We start from the raw sequence: 18,545 nt of genomic DNA, 5'->3' as shown, positions 1-18,545 counted from the left end.
CATGGGCTTCCCTTGCGATGAAATTCTCAGAAATCATAGCAAGGGTATGTCCGGGCGTTTTTACACACTCTGGGCCAGAAGCGGTCATTTAAAAAAAGACGGCTTCTGGCTCAGCATTTCCACAGTAGGTTGCAAGGATCGGTCAGCGGTGAAGCAGCACTGCGTCCTGAATACCAAGGCTTAGCCAAATGGGCCCGAGTGCGATCAATCAGTGATCATGAATAAATGTTAAATAGCTGACCAACGCTTCAGTGGCTGTGGTCATGAGGCGCAACAGCAGGACCAACGCCATATTCCTCGTCCGTAACCTTTTCCAACCATTCAACGTTTTTGCCATTCAACGCTTCTTGCACCGCAATGTGAGTCATTGAGGTGGTGGCGGTTGCGCCGTGCCAATGTTTGTGGCCGGGCGGGCACCAGATGACGTCGCCTGCACGAATCTCGACGATGGGCTCGCCTTCGCACTGCGTCCAGCCGCAGCCGGCGGTGACGATCAGGGTCTGTCCGAGCGGGTGGGTGTGCCAGGCAGTGCGTGCCCCGGGTTCGAAGGTCACACTGGCAACGGACACTCGGGCCGGTTCCGGCGGGAAGTTCAGGGGGTCGATCCTCACAGTACCGGTGAACCACTCCTCCGGGCCTTTGATGGAGGGCTGCGAACCTGGGCGTTTGAGTTCCATGACTTTTCCTTTCGTTTCGGTGTTGGTTTTGAGGTGTGTATGCAGCGGTGACCTGGGTCAGGCCGCTGCAATGCCGACTGATATCAGCGATGTCCGCCATCAGGCCTGATCAGGCAGCGCGTATGCCACGATGTAGTCTCCTTTTTGCGTAGTGGCGGAGTTGCCGCCCGCGCTGATGAGCACGAATTGCCTGCCGGTCTTGGGCGAGACGTAGGTCATTGGCGTCGCCTCAGCGCCGACCGGCAAACGTCCCTTCCAGAGTTCTTTGCCCGTGCGCACATCGAAGGCGCGGATGTAGAAATCCTGAGTGCCGGCCATGAACACCAACCCTGTCGAGGTGGTGATCGGACCACCCCGAGTAGGCATACCGATTGGCATCGACAAATGGGTTGCAATACCCAACGGACCGGTTTGCTCGGTCGTACCCAAGGGCGTTGACCATGCAATCTTGCGCGTCGCCAGATCAATGGCCGTGAGAGTGCCATAAGGCGGTTCCTGGCATGGGATGCCCAGCGGCGAGAGGAAGCGACCTTGCTCGATACCCCACGGAGTGCCCGCCTGCGGCGCGTTGCCTTCATGGCCACCGCCACTGAGGGTTTTCTCGTCGTAGGCGGCGCGTGGAATCATGCGATTCCAGATGGCAACGCGGGTGTCGTTGACGATCATGTAGCCAAGGTTTTCAGCGATGGAAACCGAACCCCAGTTCATGCCTCCCAACCAGCTCGGATACTGAATCGTCAGGCGCTCGCTCGGAGGCGTGAATTCACCCTCATAGCGCGCCTTGCGAAAATCGATTCGGCAGATCAACTGATCCAGCGGCGTGAGACCCCACATGCGCTTTTCGCTCAGAGGCTCGGTGCCAATGGACGGCATGCCCACAGAGTATGGCTGCGTCGGTTCGGTACGATCGTCAGCCACGCCGCCCTGTGGAACCGGTCGTTCCTCGACCTGCGCTATCGGGGTGCCGGTGCGACGGTCAAGCATGAAAATCTGGCCGCGCTTGGTGGTCTGGATGAGCGCCGGGAGCATGCCGCCATGGCCATCCGGAACGTCATAAAGCGCTGGCTGCGAGGGTACGTCGTAGTCCCACAGATCATGATGAACGGTCTGGAAACGCCAGCGTTCGCGGCCGGTAGCAATGTCCAGCGCGACGATGGAAGAGGAATAGCGATCATCGGCTTCGGTGCGATGGCCGCCCCAAAAATCCGGGGTCGCGTTGCCGGTCGGCAGGTAGATCAAACCCAGCGCATCATCGAAGGCAGGTGTGGACCAGACATTCGGTGTGCCGGGGGTGTAGGTTTGACCTTCTGGCGGCTCACGCGTAATCGCCGGATTACCCAGATCCCAGGCCCAGGCGAGTTGCCCGGTTCGCGCATTGAACGCGCGGACTACGCCAGACGGTTCGCCGGTTTTCTGGTTGTCCCACACCAGCCCGCCGACAACGATCAGATCACGAACCACTGTGGGTGCCGCAGTCGGAAAATACAGATCCTGATCCTGGCCTCCCATGCCGATGCGCAAACTCACGCTGCCATGGTCGCCAAAGTCAGTACAGGCCTGCCCGGTCCGCGCATCCACTGCGACCAGTCGTGCATCGACGGTGGTGGCGATGATCCGTCGCGCACAGGCTTGCGGGCCAGCAGCCGTGACAGTGGCGGCCTGCTCAGGTGTCGCGTCGTAGTAACCCACGCCGCGACAGCGCGGGTAGGTGTTGTTGGCTTGCACCTTGGGATCGTGATGCCAGATCTCCTTGCCGGTGTCGGCGTCGAGCGCGAACAACTGACTGGACTGGGTGCAGCCGTAGACCATGCCGTTGACATGAAGCGGCGTCACGACATGGCCCTGGCTGCCTGCGGGAATTTCGCCTGTCCGGTAAGTCCACGCCACCTTCAGACCCGATACGTTCTGCGGTGTGATCTGGTCGACCACCGCATGGCGTGTGCCTGAAGGTGTGTGACCGAAATAGCGCCAGTCGGTCGCAGGCTCAACCGTTCCGACTGCCTTGCCCGGCACAGGCGCTGGCGTTCCGTCAGCCGTCTGGATAGGCTGCGGTTGCAGCGCCGTGTAAAAGGTTACGCCCAGACCAACCGCCACCACTGCCGCCGTAAGGTATGCCAGCGGTGCCGATGCGGGACGTCGGCGAGCCCGCAGATGCGGGGCCGCCAGCAGCACAAAAACCAACGCCACGCCCAACGCGAACAGCCGGGAAAACAGTGGCCAGAACGCCAGGCCCACATCCCACACCGACCAGACGACCGACGCGGCGAACACCAGCAGATACACCACCGCTCCCGGTAACCGCTGCCGTATCAAAAACAGGCCGCTGACAAACAGTCCCGCTCCCGCCAACGCGAAATACCACGACCCGCCCAGCACGACGAGATACCCGCCCCCCACAAGCAACGCCAAACCAACAAGTAAGACGACGATACCGAGGATGATCAGCAGTGCAGTTGTTAACCTGGAAGTGCTCAATGGCGGCATGGGTCTGGGTTCCTTTCAGATGATTTCAGGCGAAGCGTGGCCACGACTTCAACAAGGTTGAAATCTGAAATCCGGGGTTTTGTCGTTAGGCGTCAGGTGTATGCGGCTGCAATCACATCAGCGCATGATGAACCCGCCGTCCACGGAGATGGACTGGCCAGTGACATAGCTTGAAGTCGAACTGCTCAGCCAGAGCACGGCATCGGCAACCTCTTCAGGTTTTCCATGACGGCCCATCGGAATCATCCGGGTCATGCCAGCTAGCGCGTCACCCTGCCCCGCTGCGACCATCTGATCGGCCATCGGCGTCCATATCAGCCCTGGGCAGACCGCGTTAATGCGGATGTTGCGAGCGGCGTATTCCAGGGCCGCGCTCTTGGTCAGGCCGATCACGCCGTGCTTCGCCGCGTGATAGTTGGCACGCTCGGCACCACCCACCAGGCCACCCAAAGACGAGCAATTGACGATGGTGCCGCTGCCTTGGCGGCGCATGTGTTCCAATTCGAACTTCATGCAGCTCCAGACGCCGCGCAGGTTGACCGACATGACCTTGTCGTAGTCCTCGACCGTCGCATCGGCGATTTCCGCCAGCTTGTTCTGGATACCGGCGTTGTTGAACGCCGCGTCCAGACGGCCAAAAGTGGCGACGGCTGCCTTGACCATCGCTTCGACCTGATCCATGTCAGAGACGTCGCAACGAATACCGATGGCGCGATGACCTTCGGCGATCAAAGCCTCGGCAGCCGCCTGCGCGGCTTCGCCGTTGACGTCGGCCAATGCCACAGCGGCACCTGCACGGGCAAAGGCCTGCGCGGTCGCCAGACCGATACCGGACGCAGCGCCGGTGACCAGTGCGACCTGATTCTCGAATGAAAAGCTCATGGGGGTGTTCCTCAGTTTCAATGGTTCAAGTTCTAAAATGGATCAGTGATCGTCAGGGGCGCGCAGCACCCATACCGCGCTGGCAAGGCAACCCACTCCGCAAACGGCCAGTACCAACCCCATCGGCCAGGGTGTGCCGTCAGCGAAAATCGCCACAAGCGCCGAGCCGAAAATGCCCGCGCCGTATTGCAGAGCACCGGCCAGCGCCGAGGCTGAGCCTGCGAACTCAGGCATACAGCCCAGCGCACCCGAGATCGAGTTCGCCAACACCAGCCCTGTGGCTGATACGAATAAAAGGCAGCCGCAGATCATCAGAGGCAGTCCGCCCAGATCGGCCCACGTATTGATGGCGAGCACCAGTCCGGCCACGCAAGATACCAACCCACCCACGGTCATCATCGTGTCGCTGGTGTAGCGGTTGAGCAGCCTGGCGTTGATCTGATTGGTGAGCATCAGCCCGACGATCCCGGCGCCAAACAAGGCGCCGTACCATTGGGGAGTGACGTGGTGGTAGGTGATGTAGGCAAACGGAGAGCCGGCGATGTAGGCGAACGTTCCGGCGTAAAAGAACCCACCCGCAGCGACATAACCAATGAATTTGCGGTGGCTTAGCAAACTTCCGTAGCGCATCAGGATTGCACGGGGTGAAGTAGGCGTTCGACGGCGAACTGGAAGGGTCTCGGGCAGCCACAGTAGACTGGCCAATGTCGTCAGCGCGACCAGCACCAGCGTCCAGAAGATCGCCTGCCAGGACAACCAGTGCAGAATCTGCCCACCCACAGTCGGACCGGCCAATGGGGCAATTGCCATGATGGTCATCAGCGTCGACATCTTCTGCGCTGCCCGCTGGCCTTCGTAAAGGTCGCGTACCATGGCTCGTGCCAGGACGACATTGGCGCACGCGCCCAATGCCTGAACAACTCGCCAGAAAATGATCGTCGAGCCGTCAGCAGCAAGCGCGCAGCCGCTGGAACCGATGATGAACAGCAGCAACCCCAGCGCGACTGGCAGGCGCCGCCCGAAGCGATCACTGAACGGCCCCCAGAACAGCTGGCCCAGACTGAACCCCGCCAGATAACCGCTGACCGTCAGTTCCATCATGCCGCTGGTGGCATGCAGCGACGTCGCCATGACCGGCATCGCGGGCAGGTAGAGGTCAGTGGAAATAGAGGCGAACGCCAACAATGCACTGAGAATCAACAGAACCCGCAGCCCATGCTCAACAGTATTTTTCGATACATCGGCCAGCGCGACGTCACTACGCGGCGCAATCAACTCCAGTTTGCTCACTGTGTGTTCTCTCGGGGAAAATACGAATGCTTGCCGCGCAGGATTATTCTCCTGGAGCCTTGATCTTCAATGCTGGAAAGGGGAACGCGACGCCATTGTTCGATGGGATTACGGTAATCAACCTCGATTGAGACGATAACCCGCCAAGATCGGGATGTTCCTGTGAGGAATGCTCATCAATAGTCCCCGCCGCGTTGGCAGTGGTCTGACGGCCTACTGATGAGCATTGCTCATCGCTTCATGCAGGATTTGAGGGGTAGTTCTGTCGAAGATGTTCCTCTAGCGTTTCAGCTCCTCCGAATAACGAGCAGGAGCTTACCGATGAAAGCACTCGCCACCCTATCTGCGCTGGCCGCGACATTGATGGCCTCAATGTCTGGTTACGGCGCCGAAATTCCCACCGAGAAAACCATGAACGTGGTTCGCAACGGCGAGCAGGCGTCCATCATGGGTGCGCCCGGAAATTTTGTGGGTAGCGCCCGGATCGATCCTCTGATTGCGGTACGTGCACCCTCGAAAGTGTCGGCAGGTGCAGTGACCTTTCAGCCCGGCGCGCGCTCGGTGTGGCACACCCATCCCTTGGGGCAGGCATTGGTCGTCACGGCTGGCATGGGCTGGATCCAGCAGGAAAACGGCGAGAAAATCGTTATCAAGCCTGGCGATGTGATCTGGACGCCACCCGGCGTCAAACACTGGCATGGCGCGACTGCAACGACCGGGATGAGCCACATTGCGATCCAGGAGTCTCAGGATGGCAAGAATGTGGAGTGGCTGGAGCCTGTCACTGAGGCACAGTACGAGGCGTCGCGATGAAATGGGCAAAGGCCGGACTGGCCTCACTGTCATTGTTGCTGGCAGCGTGCTCCAACCATACGCCCGGCGACTCGGCTCAAGTACCTCCTGTTCCAAGCCTGGATGACATGCGTGCCGTGTCTCCAACGTTGGCACACAACACTGAATCGATGCTGCTCGGAGAAGTGTGGAAACGCCCCGGGTTGTCTCCTCGCGACCGCAGTCTGGTCACCCTCGCAGTGCTGATTTCCAAGCAGCAAACGGTCGAATTGGCCTACCACCTGAACCTGGCCTTGGATAACGGCGTTAAGCCTTCGGAAATTTCCGAAGTCATCAACCATCTGGCTTTCTACACCGGTTGGGGCAATGCCACCGCAACCATCCTGGTGACCAAGCAGGTGTTCGCCCAGCGCGGCGTCACAGTGGAGCAACTCCCCCCCGTGTCCCCTCCGCTGCTACCTATCGACCAAGCATCCGAGAAAGTTCGCACGACCTTTGTCGACAAGACAGTCGGTCCGGTATCACCGGGTGTGGTGCATTACACCAGCGCTGCGCTCTTTCATGACTTGTGGCTACGACCCGGGCTCGCCCCACGAGATCGAAGCCTCATAACGGTCAGCGCTCTAATCGCCACCGGGCAGGTCGCACAGCTCGGCGCACACCTCAACCGAGCCATGGACAACGGGCTGACTCAGGGAGAAGCCTCTGAGGTGCTGACACAACTGGCGTTCTACACCGGATGGCCAAATGTGTTTACCGCAGTGCCTGTGGTCAACGATGTATTTGCTGGCCGCAAGAAAACCTAAGGAGCGAAGCTGCATGAGTGAAAAGACATCTGACGCGACGCCTTCGGCCATGAGTCGGCGCAAAGTACTGATGGCGGGAGCAGGACTGGCGGCTGCTCCCTTGCTGAGCGGAGCAGGCGAATCAGTAGCCCAGGCTTCGGAACCCGCACAACTCAAAGGGCCGTTCAGCGTCCGTGCCTACGGCACGAAAGGGGCCAGGGCGGGCTTTGCGCCCATGCAGATCCAGCGCCGGGCCGTAGGCCCCAAAGATGTGTTGATCGATATTGAGTATGCAGGCGTCTGCCACTCGGATATCCACATCGCACACAGCGAATGGTCCGAGACACCCTACCCCTGCGTGCCTGGCCATGAAATTGTCGGAAAGGTCTCAGCTGTTGGAGCGCAGGTCAGCAAATTCAAGGTGGGTGATTATGCAGGTGTCGGGTGCATGGTGGACGCTTGCGGTAACTGCGAAAACTGCCTGGCAGACCGCGAACAGAACTGTCTCGAAGGGACGACATTCACCTACGCATCCCCAGACAAGGTGTTGGGAGGGATGACGTATGGCGGCTACTCGGAACGCATCGTGGTGGCCGAGCATTTTGCGATCCGCATGCCGTCGGGCGCCAACCTGGCAGCCATGACGCCACTGCTTTGCGCGGGCGTCACGACCTTCTCATCGATGCAGCACTGGAACCTCAAACCTGGGCAAAAAGTCGCCGTCATCGGCCTGGGAGGATTAGGACATGTTGCAGTGAAACTGGGTGCCGCTCGGCGAGCCGAGGTGACGGTCTTCACCACCACTGCCAGCAAAGTTCAGGACGCCAAGCGCTTGGGTGCGGGTGAGGCGATCTTGTGGAGCGATGAAGCAGCCTTTGCTCGACTCGCCAACCACTTCGACCTGATCATTTCCACGGTGCCGCAGGCCTACCCCATGCAGCGCTTCGTCAACCTGCTGAAACTGGATGCGACGTTCGTTAATGTCGGCGCTCTGGATGACTTGCAAGGATTGAGCGGAATGCTGATGGCGTTTGGGCGCAAAACATTCGCTGGATCCCTGATTGGCGGGATCGCCGAAACTCAGGAAGTCATCGACTACTGTGCGGCACGCAACATCACCGCGGATATCGAATTGATCAATCCAGACGAGATTGACCGGGCCTATGCACGAGTTGTCGATAAGGATGTGCGCTATCGATTCGTCGTCGATATAGCCGCCTCGAAACGAGCCTGAGATACCCAGCCGCGTCGAGGTCTGATGCGGCTACGGCAGGCACTCGCCCATTGGTTTAAGTTCCCTGATCAGGTCGATCAACAGCGTAAGGCCCATCGGGACCTGCCGGTGGCTCGAAAAGTACATGTGGAATCCCGGGGCTACGCTGGCCCAGTCATCGAGCACCCGGATCACCTCCCCGCGCGCCACCAGAGGAGCAATCGCAGGCTCCGGGGCGTACATCAGACCAGCTCCCTGGCGCACCAGCGAAAGCCCGACGCGTGTTTCGTCGATGGTGATGCAGCCCGGGACGGCAATTGCCAACTGCTCATCGTCCTTTTCGAATTCCCAGTCATACATGGCACCATTGCCCAGGCGAATGCGCAGGCAGCGATGTTGCACAAGATCGTTCGGATGCTGTGGCACGCCGAAACGTTTGAGATAGCCCCGACTGCCCGCCACCACCCAGCGGATGTCCGGCGACAGACGCTGAGCGATCATGTCCTCGGGCACCGTACCGCCGTAACGGATACCGGCATCGTGCCCGCCGCCGATGACGTCGACGATCAGGTTGGTGACTGTCAAATCGACTTGCATGTCCGGGTAGCGGTCGTTAAACACCGGGAGAACCGGGCCCAACAAGAGATCGGCAGCGTCACTGAGAAGATTAAGACGAATACGCCCGGTAGGCTCATCCCGATAACGATTCAACGCTTCGGCTGCTTGAGCGATTTCGTCCATAGGTTTGCAGATAAAGCCGTGCAACTCCTCGCCTGCCGCCGTCAGCGTGACACTGCGAGTGGTGCGGTTGAGGAGACGAACGCCGAGACGCGTCTCAAGCCCCTTGATGGCATGGCTCAACGCAGACGCACTGATGCCAACCTCCTTGCCCGCCCGGCTGAAGTTCTCGTGCCGGACAATGGCCAGGAAATAAACGAAATCGGCAAGATTCGCACGGTTAAGATTCATATCCCATGGTCCGTTCGTGATGGACGAGGCCCCGTTAGCCATCCAAAGTGGCCACCATTCTACGGGTTATGGAGCTGATGACCGATGAGCATTAATCAGCACATAAGTATAAATTGCTCATCAGTATTTTTAGGGTCGATTGTGCGCGTGTTATGGGCTCCACCCTCACGAATCTGCTTAATGAGTTGCGAGTGACACGAGTAGTCGGTAATCGACATCGGTTCTGATTCGCGAGGAGCTGTACCGGACGTCCTAATGTTCTGTCGGGGATGAGCGATTGGAACGTCACCTAGCAGCTAATACCCAACTGTGAGGCAGTCTAGGGAGCTAGCCCCGGGATGACCGCTTTGGGTCGAAAGTCGTCAATCGCGAAGCGCAGCTATTGGCCGGGAGCTGCGGTACGCAACTGAAAGCTTCCGGCCCAAAAAAGCGGCTCCGAATCGCCGAATGAAGGCTAAGAAACCTGATCACCGATCACTATGATGGGTGCTCCGAAGGTTACATCAGATAGCCGAGTAGCCTCAGCTAATGCCCGTAAAGGGGCAGGCAAATCGAAAAGTGTCAGTGGATTCAGTGGGCGGCATTGCAGCTCATACCCCCTCAAGGCTTGGCGTGAATCGCGATGAACGTCTGACCAGTCGTACGCGAAGAACCCACGTTTGGCAAATTCAACGAAAGCGTTTACGCCAGCCCTGGCAGTGACCCGATCTGCATCGGACACCTCCGGCAATGAGAGGACAAATTCTTCGGAGTTTTCGACGGAGGGCATTGCGGAATCAGGAACCGGCCCCGGCCCCCCCGTAGTGAAGAGCGCAACCTGCCCGACGGCGTCGGTGGCGACCCATCCAACATCAAAGTCCTGGAGAACGAAGGGAGCCACCATTTGCACCTACTTTATAAAAAGGGACGAGCTGATTTCCTAACTCTACTTGCCAGCCCAGAGTGTGTAAAAGCGCGCCGGCAAACTCTTAAAGCGGGAAGAAATTCGACAAGTTCATTGTCCCAGCTTTAAACATCCGGTTCTGGCCGTTTTCTGCCTGTGACGACCGATTGAATTCGGCCATAAGCGGACATGTCAGAAAAATTGTGGTCGGTGATGCCATCTATCTCCATCTCGTGACAGCGCCAGAAAACGCTTGGCCTTTGTCTGGATGTCTACCTCAAAAGCGGACGACCAACTCGGTTCTGGTTTCGCCCAGCTTGCCTCCTCCGCAAGTGCAAGCTGGCTCACTTCTCTGCCTCTTGGATACGCCTGGTATGTCAAGTCGGCTAAAGGCCACGCCCCCGATGCGCATTGATTCGGCTCACGTTTAGGTTTGAACTATCCGCAATGTCCGGATAGCTACCTATCGCTGGAATTCTGAATATCCCAAGCTAAAAGGCATCCAATGCTCTACACAGCCCTGCCTTCTCAACAGGCTCGTTTTCAGGTTTTCCAGCTGGGTTTAAGCGCTGCAACGCGACCAGGCACTGGCCACCGTCGAGCAGGATCAGTTCGTAATCTTGCCCGGCCTTGGGGGTGAAGTGAAAGCTTTGCCTGCATCTATAGGAATTACCGCCGGAAACATAGCCCTCACTCTGGAAGTTCATGGCAAAAGGCTTGTTCGCCGGCACCTTCAGTTCGCTACGCGCGGAGCCTTGCGGCTCCACCCGGCGGTTGCTCTCGGGCATGCCCAGGCTGCGACCATTATTCTGCCCCGCAAAGCCGGACTCGGACACGGCCATCACCCCGGCGCCAGGCACACGCCAGTCGATGCAGTCACGGCCCGGCACGCCGCGCGCCATGCCATTGGTGATCACACGCAAGCGTGCGGTATCCCCGGATGTGGGTTCAACATAGGCCGTATTGTAAGCACGGATATTGGAAATATTGCCGCAGCCACTCACGGCCAGAGCCAGGCCTGCGATCAGAAACGCTCTCATTGAAATCCTTTTTTTGAGGCTTAACGGCAGTGATAAGGGCTTTCGCTGCGCAGTTCCTCGCCGGTGCGGGCATCGCGAATGATGACCGTCGCCCCCGGCGCATTGAGGCAGAACGCATTGCGTATGGGGTAGATGTTATGGCCCTCGGCGGTGAAGGTGCCAAGCTTGGTTAACGGGCCGCCGGAGGCGTCCTGAGCCGTCACGGTGTATTCACCCGACATGGTCAGACAGCCGCTCAGTAACAGCGCCAAGGTGGCGCAGATTGGATATTTCACAAGTGATGTCCCTATCGTGTTGAGTGACGAGCCCTCAAAAAGAAGGCGGTTTTTTTGTGGTTTCATTGCGCCGACTCGCAGGCCTTCAACGGCTCCTTGGGGTGCGATGCACAGATATTGAAACCGTCACGCCGGGTGTAGCCCGCGCGCTTCATACACACAAAGCGCTGGGCCATCTCCTGGAAGCTGGCCCTGGGATCAATGCCGGAACCATTCTTTTCACCACACGCCAACATGGACGCAACCACATCCTGGTGGCTGGCGCCGGGCTTCTTCCACAAGTCGGCATCGGCCGTGGGGGGCTAGAAGGGCTTGCTAAAGCAAGCGCTGACAAAAGGTGCAATCAACACAATTAACGCCAGACGTTTGAGCTGCATCCTGAATTTCCTTATTTGCGCGGGCTCACCGGCGCCAGCACGGGCCGACCCTCGGGCCAGTATCGTGTGCAGGCATTTGGGCCGTAGGCGTAACAGCTGTGCATTGTCGTCTCGCCCTTCAATACGTTGATAAGCTCTTTAAACAGGCTACTGCCCTGGGGTATCACCCCGCCGGTGCCTGGGTTATTGCCCATGATGAACCACGTACCTACCGGGTCGTAGTTATGGACCTCGTACTTGAGGACCAGGTTCGCCCGTTCGACGGGGTCGGTGACGGCTGCGCGATTTTGCAAATAGGCCAGCTGTTCATCGGCGCGATAGACATTGAATGCACCGCCAAAGTCATACACCGTGTGTTTTTCTAAGCATGCCTTGGGCGTCCGGTAGATTGGCAATGGAATCTCGCGAGATACTTATCAAAACCATCGGGCGCCCCCTCCAGCTTAATTAGCCATGACATGCGCTACTCCTTGCGGTGCTCTAGCAATCGAAAAAGTCTCGACACTAGCACTTTGGCACCCAGTAGCTTCATCCGCCCCATACCTCGAGCCGTGAGCGATTACTGGAGCAGCTTCTGCGGAGGAAATGAGCGGCCGTAAAGCTTACTGGCATTGCTGGCTCTCACAGACCAGCCCTGACCCGGCAGTACGCCCGAATCGTCAAGCGTGGAAAAAGCTATTGGCCTTGAACCGGCTATGTTCGGCACCCACATGATGAGACGTACGAAGGCGTCACTGATCTATCGCAGGGCCAGAAACCTGAGGGCACTTCAGCTCCTAGCACCTTTATGCGATTGCCGCGGCGGTTGGCGAACAGATAAGCGCAGTGCGGCTGCGCCGCACCGAACACCACGATCGCCTTAGCTAACGCAGTTTCGGTACCAGCACGCATGTCCATCGGAGCGGTGACGAGCCAGATGGCGTCGATGCGGATCATCGCAACAGGTCTCGAAGAAAGGTCGCGCATGCAGCAGCATTTTCAGTGGGCCAGTTCAATTTAACGATGCCGCGTGGGTGCTGGATCTCAACGCAGATATTCGATGACGCTGCGTGCGAACTTGCTGCGGCCAACGGCATGGGTAATGGAATAAATGCATGTTAAAGCACGACGCTTTTGTGCGTGTGCACCCGAATCCATTTGTGGACGAGGTTTGCGTTGAGGCTATGGCTGAGCGCAATGCTGGCAATCGAAGCACCGCGCTGGGCACACTCTTGAATGACCTGGGCGTTGAAGGATTTGGAATAGGAACGGCGTGTTGGCCGCATGAAATACCCGCTTAAACGGCTAGAGCTGGTGCCCACTTAAATTTAAGTGCACACCATCTCTTGGCTTTGCGGGGCTGGGTAGATGACTTGGCCGGACGCATACAATCAATCTACAGGTTGTTTTATTAATGGGTGGATCACTTTGAATCTTGCTGATTAGCGCCGAGTCAGCCATCAGCTGATCGCCGAATGTCGGCCCCAAACTATTCCCCTGAACGAAAATGGCATAATATGCCAACAATCAAAAGTACCTGTTTGCATGGACCTGGAGCTAGTTATGGCGACGCGAAACGTTGTGCTCACCCCTCACCAGGAACAGGTTATCCAGGACCTGGTGCAGTCCGGCCGTTATCAGAATGCCAGCGAAGTGATGCGAGAAGGTTTGCGCCTATTGGAACAGCGCGTCGCCGAAGACACCGCCAAAATTGAGGCCCTGCGTCAGGCGACCTCGATCGGCATCATGGATCTTGAGCACGGGCACTTTACTCAGTTGAACGAAGGAGATCTGGAGCACTACCTCGAGGGCTTGAGCCTGGAGGCCATCCTCCCCGCGCGCGAGAAACACTGAGCATGCCGCAATATCGGATTTCCAACGCGGCGCGCACCGACATTGTCGACATCCTCAGGCTCTCCCAGACGCAGTTCGGCGATCAAGCACGCCACCGCTACCAGGCGCTGATCCTCTCCGCATTACAAGCTATCGCCGACACGCCCTATCGAATTGGCAGCCACGACCGCGATGAGCTTGCACCGGGCCTTCGCAGCTATCACCTCATCTACTCACGCCAGCAGGCTAAACACCCTCATGGAACGGTCAAAAGCCCGCGCCATGTCGTGTTCTATCGCGTGGCAAATGACGACGTGATCGAGGTCGTCCGACTCCTGCATGACGCCATGGAAGTGCAGTTGCACTTGCCTAACGACTGATCACCGACCTGGCCCAAAGGCTTAACTGGCCATGAACAGCGAAGGATAGGTGCTGAAAAACAGCCCCGACAACGCCGCTTAAAGGTATCGACTCATCACCCACGTCCTCTTCCGAACGAGCAAGGGTTTGCCAGATACGGGTCGCTCATCCAGTATAAGGAGGCGCACTGAATATCAGCCACGGCCACCGAGGTCCGTGTCAGAAATCGCCATTCGCGATCGCTCGTACACCCGGTGCGAGCAGGGGCAAATCTGGGGGCATATTTTAGATTTTTTGAGCTGAAAATATTGTCCTTGAGCCCAGTGAAAATGTTTTTCGGCGTTCCCGAGAGTCTTTAAGTGCCTTCAAAGTCATTAATTTTGGCGAGTTTGATAAAAATGACGCGACCCCGAGTTCGCCGTCTACGCGCTTGGAGGTCACCCTTTGTTCCCGAAAATGACCCATGAGCAAACCAAACCTTATATGAAATTCTAGGGTACCTGTTGCGCTACCCGCAGGCAGTAATGCCGTCGGCTACGTTCGACAACCCCTATTTGCGACTGACCCAAGGCCCTATCCCGCCTGCACAGACAAAGCAACCGCAGGATTGAGCTCTACCCCCTCTCCCAGTTGAGGCACGCCCTCCAGACGAATGATCAGTCGTGTACTGGCAGCTTTCAGATTGCCCCGTTCCAGCAGATCCAGCCGATTGGCCCAGTCCTGCATCATGTGCCGCCGCAACTCCACGTATTCGGCGTGGTTGTAGGTGGCACTGGTCTTGTCTGGATCCGCGTGGGATAGCTGGGCGTCAATCCACGGTTTGGGGTAACCGATCTCGTGCAACGCAGTGGACAGCGTGGCCCTGATTCCATGCCCCGTCAGTTGATCGACATAACCCATCCGGCGCAGGGCGCCATTGAGGGTGTTTTCACTGATCCGCTGGCCCAGGTTACTGCGATGGGCCAGCAAGTGGCGTTGCGCGGGACGCACTCGCTTCAACAGTTGGCGCACCACCTCCATCGCCTGAGTCGACAGCGGCACGATATAGGGAGGGATGTCCTGCGCACGCCTGCGCTTTTTGCGCATCTTCAGTTGCAACTGCTTGACCACCTCGGAGGGAATGGTCCACAACCCTCGCTCAAGATCAAACTGAGCGGGGGTCGCCCAACGCAGTTCTCCCGTGCGTACTCCCGTCAACAGCAACAGCCGTATTCCTAACCGCGTTTGTTCCATCCCGCCGTAATCACGCAAGGTGTGTAACAAGGCCGGAAGCTCGGCCATACGCAGGAAGGGTTGATGGACCACCGACGGCTTGGGCATCGCCACCACGTCCAGGTCTGAGGCGGGGTTCTGCTCTAGCGCCGGAACCTTGACCATGGCGAAACGAAACAGCTGATTGAACCAGGTCCGGCACTTCTCGGCAGTCGTGAACGCGCCGCGCTGCTCGATCCGCGCCAACACCGCTAGCAGATCAGGGCGACGAATGTCACCGATGGAGCACAGGCCAAGCGTGGGCAGCACGTCCTTGCCAAAGATCCGCCGAATCTGAGACAGCGTGCTTTGCCGGCCTTCCTTGAGGGAGAGCGACCGATGCTCGACCCAGTGGTCGAACGTACTCTTAAATGTGTTTTCTTCTGCCAGCCGGTCAGCTTCACGGGTGTGCCGGCGATGCGCCTGGGGGTTGACCCCTTGCGCCAATAATTTGCGCGCTTCGTCCCGAAGGGAACGCGCCTCACGCAAACTGACTTCGGGATAGGTGCCCATCGACATGCGCTTTTGCTTACCGTTCCAGCAGTAACGAAAGTGCCACGAACGCCCGCCCGAAGCCGTCACCGCCAGGGACAGACCATCAATATCGCCGAGAGTGTAGTCTTTGCCGGTGGGCTTGGCCTGCCGGACGGCAGCATCTGAAAGAGCCATGCTTCTAGCCTCCTGAAGGTTGGATTCAGGGCTAGATGTTCAGCAAATGACTCGTTGGGCTCCTGCAACAATCCGATCTCGAAGCCCGCCATTTTTATGGACTAGATTCTGGACTAAATCTAGTCCAGATACCCGTAGCTTTGAGTGGATGCCAACGGAACGAAAAAAGACGCCTAAGCGTCTATTTTCAATGACTTACAGACTTCCATGGAACTCTGTAGATCTATATTTGGAGCGGGAAACGAGACTCGAACTCGCGACCCCGACCTTGGCAAGGTCGTGCTCTACCAACTGAGCTATTCCCGCGTCTTGGTGGTGCGCATTCTATAGAATCCTCATCACCCGTCAACCCCTTGATTCAAAAATGTTTTATTTCTTTTCAACGGTGGTGCGCAGATGAGGCCAGGCGGCGCGTAAATATTGGAGCATGGACCACAAGGTGAGGCCAGCGGCGATGAGCAGTAAGGCGTAGCCCAACAGGACCCAAAAGGTGAAATCGGACGGATTGGCCAGCAGGATCACCAGGGCAAGCATCTGCGCAGCGGTTTTCCACTTGCCCATGTTGGAGACCGCAACGTGGGCGCGGGCGCCGATTTCGGCCATCCATTCACGCAGGGCCGACACCACGATCTCGCGGCCGATGATCACGGCGGCAGGCAACGTGAGCCACAGGTTGCCGTGCTCCTGTACCAGCAGCACCAGGGCCACAGCCACCATCAGCTTGTCGGCCACGGGATCGAGAAATGCGCCGAACGGCGTGCTCTGCTCCAGGCGACGCGCCAGGTAGCCATCGAGCCAGTCGGTCGCTGCCGCGAAGGCGAATACCGAACTTGAGGCCAGGTAGCTCCATTGGTAGGGCAAATAAAACAGCAAAATAAAAATCGGGATGAGCAGGACGCGTAGAACGGTAATCAGATTAGGGATATTCATCGGCACAACTGGCTACGAGGTGGAAAGGCATTCTATTCGCTGTGCAGATTCGCATAAATCAACTCAGCGAGCTTTTTACTGATACCGGGTGCTTTGGCTATCTCGTCAATGCTGGCACGGGACAGCTCCTGCAAGCCACCAAAATGTTTGAGCAAGTCGCGGCGGCGCGTCGGGCCCACCCCCGCAACCCCTTCCAGGGTTGAGGTTCGTCGAGTTTTGCCACGGCGGGCGCGATGGCCGGTAATGGCGAAACGGTGAGCTTCGTCGCGGATCTGCTGGATCAGATGCAGGGCCGGCGAGTCACCCTTCAAGGTGAACTCGTGGGCGGCATCATTCAAGTACAGCGTTTCAAAACCGGCCTTGCGCGTGGTGCCCTTGGCGACACCCAGCAGGATCAGGTCGGGCACCGCCAGTTCGTTGAGTACATCACGGGCCATGGAGAGTTGGCCCTTGCCACCATCCACCAACAGGATGTCAGGGAGTTTGCCCTCGCCATGCTTCAATTTACTGAAGCGCCGTGTGAGGGCCTGATGCATGGCCGCGTAATCGTCGCCGGCGGTGACCCCTTCAATATTGTAGCGTCGGTAATCGGACTTGATCGGCCCTTCCGGCCCGAACACCACGCAGGAGGCCACCGTGGCTTCGCCGCTGGAGTGGCTGATGTCATAGCATTCAAGGCGCTGCGGTGGCTCGTCCAGATTGAGCACCTCAGCCAAGGCATCGAAGCGTGCGGCAACATGCTGTCGATTGGCCAGGCGTGCACTCAGAGCCTGTTCAGCGTTGGTCACCGCCAGTTGCTGCCAACGCGCACGAGTGCCACGCACGCGATGGCTGATATCCAGCTCGCGGCCGCGCAGTTCGTGAATGGCTTCGATCAGTGCGGGGAAGTCTTCATGGACCACGTTGACAATCAGTTCCGAAGGCAAGTCGCGCTCCGGACTGCTGACATAGTACTGCCCCAGAAATGCCGCCATGACTTCGGCCACATCCTCGTCGATACCGGTCTGCGGAAAGAAATTCTTACTACCGAGAACCCGCCCGCCCCGCACGCTGATCAGGTGCACACAAGCACCGCCCGGGTTGACGAACGCGGCGATCACATCGACATCGCCACTGCCACCTTCCATGCTCTGCTGATCCTGCACCCGCCGTAGCAACGAGATCTGGTCGCGCAGTTCGGCAGCCCGTTCGAAATTCAGGGCATTGGCTGCCTGCTCCATGGCCGCTGACAACTCATCTGTGAGCGCATTGCTGCGACCTTCGAGGAACATCACAGAATGCCGTACATCCTCGGCATACTCCGCCGGCTCCACCAGCCCCACACAGGGCGCCTTGCAGCGCTTGATTTGGTATTGCAAGCAAGGCCGCGTGCGGTTTTTGTAGAAGCTGTCTTCGCACTGGCGCACAAAAAAGGTTTTTTGCAGCAGGCTCAGGCTCTCACGAATCGCCCCCGCGCTGGGATACGGCCCGAAGTACTTGCCCTTCTGCTTCTTGGCCCCGCGATGAATACTCAGGCGTGGGAAGTTGCCGTCGGACAGGAATACGTACGGGTAAGACTTATCGTCCCGCAGCAGGATGTTATAGGGGGGCCGCCACTCCTTGATCAGGGTCTGCTCAAGCAACAGCGCTTCGGTTTCGTTGGCGGTGATGGTGGTTTCGACCTGAGCGATACGCGCCACCAGGGCCGCAGTTTTCGGCGCGAGTCCGGTCTTGCGAAAGTAGCTCGACAGGCGGTTCTTCAGGTTCTTGGCTTTGCCCACATAAAGCAGGCGCGCCTCGCTGTCGAACATGCGGTACACGCCGGGGCGGCCGCTGCAAGTCGAGAGAAAGGCGCTGGGATCAAACGGCGTGGTCAT

General features: G+C 58.2%; 18 protein-coding genes, 1 tRNA gene and 3 pseudogenes. 7 read left to right on the top strand and 15 right to left on the bottom strand.

Annotated features, from left to right (window positions below; translation table 11 throughout):
* Positions 1–184: hypothetical protein (locus ACFZPT_RS25570; RefSeq protein WP_379555926.1), on the top strand; the 184-nt coding region annotated here is incomplete at its 5' end.
* Positions 185–248: 64 nt separating this feature from the next.
* Here ACFZPT_RS25570 and ACFZPT_RS25565 read toward each other — a convergent pair.
* The 4 genes from ACFZPT_RS25565 to ACFZPT_RS25550 form a co-directional block, all read right to left on the bottom strand.
* On the bottom strand, positions 249–677 hold the full coding sequence (locus tag ACFZPT_RS25565; protein WP_034114465.1) for a cupin domain-containing protein: 429 nt from the start codon (positions 675–677) through the stop codon (positions 249–251).
* A 99-nt stretch (positions 678–776) separates the two neighbouring features.
* On the bottom strand, positions 777–3,161 hold the full coding sequence (locus ACFZPT_RS25560; protein ID WP_052202187.1) for a membrane-bound PQQ-dependent dehydrogenase, glucose/quinate/shikimate family: 2,385 nt from the start codon (positions 3,159–3,161) through the stop codon (positions 777–779).
* 117 nt (positions 3,162–3,278) lie between these two features.
* Entirely contained in the window at positions 3,279–4,043 is a 765-nt protein-coding gene (locus ACFZPT_RS25555) for an SDR family NAD(P)-dependent oxidoreductase (protein ID WP_379555925.1), read from the bottom strand.
* A 42-nt stretch (positions 4,044–4,085) separates the two neighbouring features.
* On the bottom strand, positions 4,086–5,333 hold the full coding sequence (locus tag ACFZPT_RS25550; RefSeq protein ID WP_082136180.1) for a multidrug effflux MFS transporter: 1,248 nt from the start codon (positions 5,331–5,333) through the stop codon (positions 4,086–4,088).
* 321 nt (positions 5,334–5,654) lie between these two features.
* Between ACFZPT_RS25550 and ACFZPT_RS25545 the strand changes: the two genes are divergently transcribed.
* From ACFZPT_RS25545 to ACFZPT_RS25535, 3 genes are read left to right on the top strand one after another with little or no spacing between them, the layout of a single operon-like run.
* Positions 5,655–6,146: a cupin domain-containing protein gene (locus ACFZPT_RS25545; RefSeq protein WP_169869060.1), complete on the top strand. Its 492-nt coding sequence runs from the start codon at positions 5,655–5,657 to the stop codon at positions 6,144–6,146.
* The gene (locus ACFZPT_RS25540; protein WP_034097275.1) at positions 6,143–6,931 is read left to right on the top strand and encodes a carboxymuconolactone decarboxylase family protein; all 789 of its coding nucleotides are present in this window, start codon (positions 6,143–6,145) and stop codon (positions 6,929–6,931) included. The genes ACFZPT_RS25545 and ACFZPT_RS25540 overlap by 4 nt, the downstream gene beginning before the upstream one ends.
* Before the next feature lie 13 nt (positions 6,932–6,944).
* Entirely contained in the window at positions 6,945–8,144 is a 1,200-nt protein-coding gene (locus tag ACFZPT_RS25535; protein ID WP_379555924.1) for an NAD(P)-dependent alcohol dehydrogenase, read from the top strand.
* Between the two features lie 30 nt (positions 8,145–8,174).
* On the opposite strand, the gene ACFZPT_RS25530 is transcribed toward ACFZPT_RS25535, so the two are convergent.
* From ACFZPT_RS25530 to ACFZPT_RS25510, 5 genes are all read right to left on the bottom strand, one after another.
* The gene (locus ACFZPT_RS25530; protein ID WP_034097271.1) at positions 8,175–9,092 is read right to left on the bottom strand and encodes a LysR family transcriptional regulator; all 918 of its coding nucleotides are present in this window, start codon (positions 9,090–9,092) and stop codon (positions 8,175–8,177) included.
* Positions 9,093–10,466: 1,374 nt separating this feature from the next.
* Entirely contained in the window at positions 10,467–11,015 is a 549-nt protein-coding gene (locus ACFZPT_RS25525; protein WP_034097269.1) for a hypothetical protein, read from the bottom strand.
* 20 nt (positions 11,016–11,035) lie between these two features.
* The gene (locus ACFZPT_RS25520; protein ID WP_034097267.1) at positions 11,036–11,290 is read right to left on the bottom strand and encodes a hypothetical protein; all 255 of its coding nucleotides are present in this window, start codon (positions 11,288–11,290) and stop codon (positions 11,036–11,038) included.
* A 62-nt stretch (positions 11,291–11,352) separates the two neighbouring features.
* Complete coding sequence (locus ACFZPT_RS25515) at positions 11,353–11,571, bottom strand: hypothetical protein (protein WP_143506483.1); 219 nt, start codon at positions 11,569–11,571, stop codon at positions 11,353–11,355.
* A 107-nt stretch (positions 11,572–11,678) separates the two neighbouring features.
* Positions 11,679–12,062, bottom strand: a complete 384-nt coding sequence (locus tag ACFZPT_RS25510; protein WP_143506479.1) for a hypothetical protein — start codon at positions 12,060–12,062, stop codon at positions 11,679–11,681.
* 242 nt (positions 12,063–12,304) lie between these two features.
* On the opposite strand from ACFZPT_RS25510, the pseudogene ACFZPT_RS25505 reads away from it, so the two are divergent.
* Positions 12,305–12,446, top strand: a pseudogene (locus ACFZPT_RS25505) (integrase); the annotation flags it as partial.
* Between the two features lie 31 nt (positions 12,447–12,477).
* Here ACFZPT_RS25505 and ACFZPT_RS25500 read toward each other — a convergent pair.
* Together ACFZPT_RS25500 and ACFZPT_RS25495 are read right to left on the bottom strand one after the other, a co-directional pair.
* Positions 12,478–12,558, bottom strand: a pseudogene (locus ACFZPT_RS25500) (IS66 family insertion sequence element accessory protein TnpB); the annotation flags it as partial.
* Positions 12,559–12,764: 206 nt separating this feature from the next.
* On the bottom strand, positions 12,765–12,932 hold the full coding sequence (locus tag ACFZPT_RS25495; protein WP_099312855.1) for a transposase: 168 nt from the start codon (positions 12,930–12,932) through the stop codon (positions 12,765–12,767).
* Between the two features lie 277 nt (positions 12,933–13,209).
* On the opposite strand from ACFZPT_RS25495, the gene ACFZPT_RS25490 reads away from it, so the two are divergent.
* Positions 13,210–13,500 carry a type II toxin-antitoxin system ParD family antitoxin gene (locus tag ACFZPT_RS25490; RefSeq protein ID WP_379555922.1) on the top strand — a complete coding sequence of 97 codons (291 nt, stop codon included), beginning with the start codon at positions 13,210–13,212 and terminating at the stop codon, positions 13,498–13,500.
* A 2-nt stretch (positions 13,501–13,502) separates the two neighbouring features.
* Entirely contained in the window at positions 13,503–13,859 is a 357-nt protein-coding gene (locus ACFZPT_RS25485) for a type II toxin-antitoxin system RelE/ParE family toxin (RefSeq protein WP_034097262.1), read from the top strand.
* A gap of 613 nt (positions 13,860–14,472) precedes the next feature.
* Here ACFZPT_RS25485 and ACFZPT_RS25480 read toward each other — a convergent pair.
* From ACFZPT_RS25480 to uvrC, 4 genes and pseudogenes are all read right to left on the bottom strand, one after another.
* A pseudogene (locus tag ACFZPT_RS25480) lies at positions 14,473–15,759 on the bottom strand (tyrosine-type recombinase/integrase); the annotation flags it as partial.
* Between the two features lie 230 nt (positions 15,760–15,989).
* A tRNA-Gly gene (locus ACFZPT_RS25475) sits at positions 15,990–16,065 on the bottom strand.
* A gap of 63 nt (positions 16,066–16,128) precedes the next feature.
* Positions 16,129–16,689, bottom strand: coding sequence for a CDP-diacylglycerol--glycerol-3-phosphate 3-phosphatidyltransferase (pgsA, locus tag ACFZPT_RS25470; RefSeq protein ID WP_034097260.1), 561 nt, complete (start codon positions 16,687–16,689; stop codon positions 16,129–16,131).
* A 32-nt stretch (positions 16,690–16,721) separates the two neighbouring features.
* Positions 16,722–18,545: an excinuclease ABC subunit UvrC gene (uvrC, locus tag ACFZPT_RS25465; protein WP_034115551.1), complete on the bottom strand. Its 1,824-nt coding sequence runs from the start codon at positions 18,543–18,545 to the stop codon at positions 16,722–16,724.

This window comes from Pseudomonas sp. MD330_10 (assembly GCF_042610415.1).
GTDB classification, from domain to species: Bacteria; Pseudomonadota; Gammaproteobacteria; order Pseudomonadales; family Pseudomonadaceae; genus Aquipseudomonas; species Aquipseudomonas rhodesiae.
This window is presented reverse-complemented; position numbering and strand designations above follow the sequence as displayed.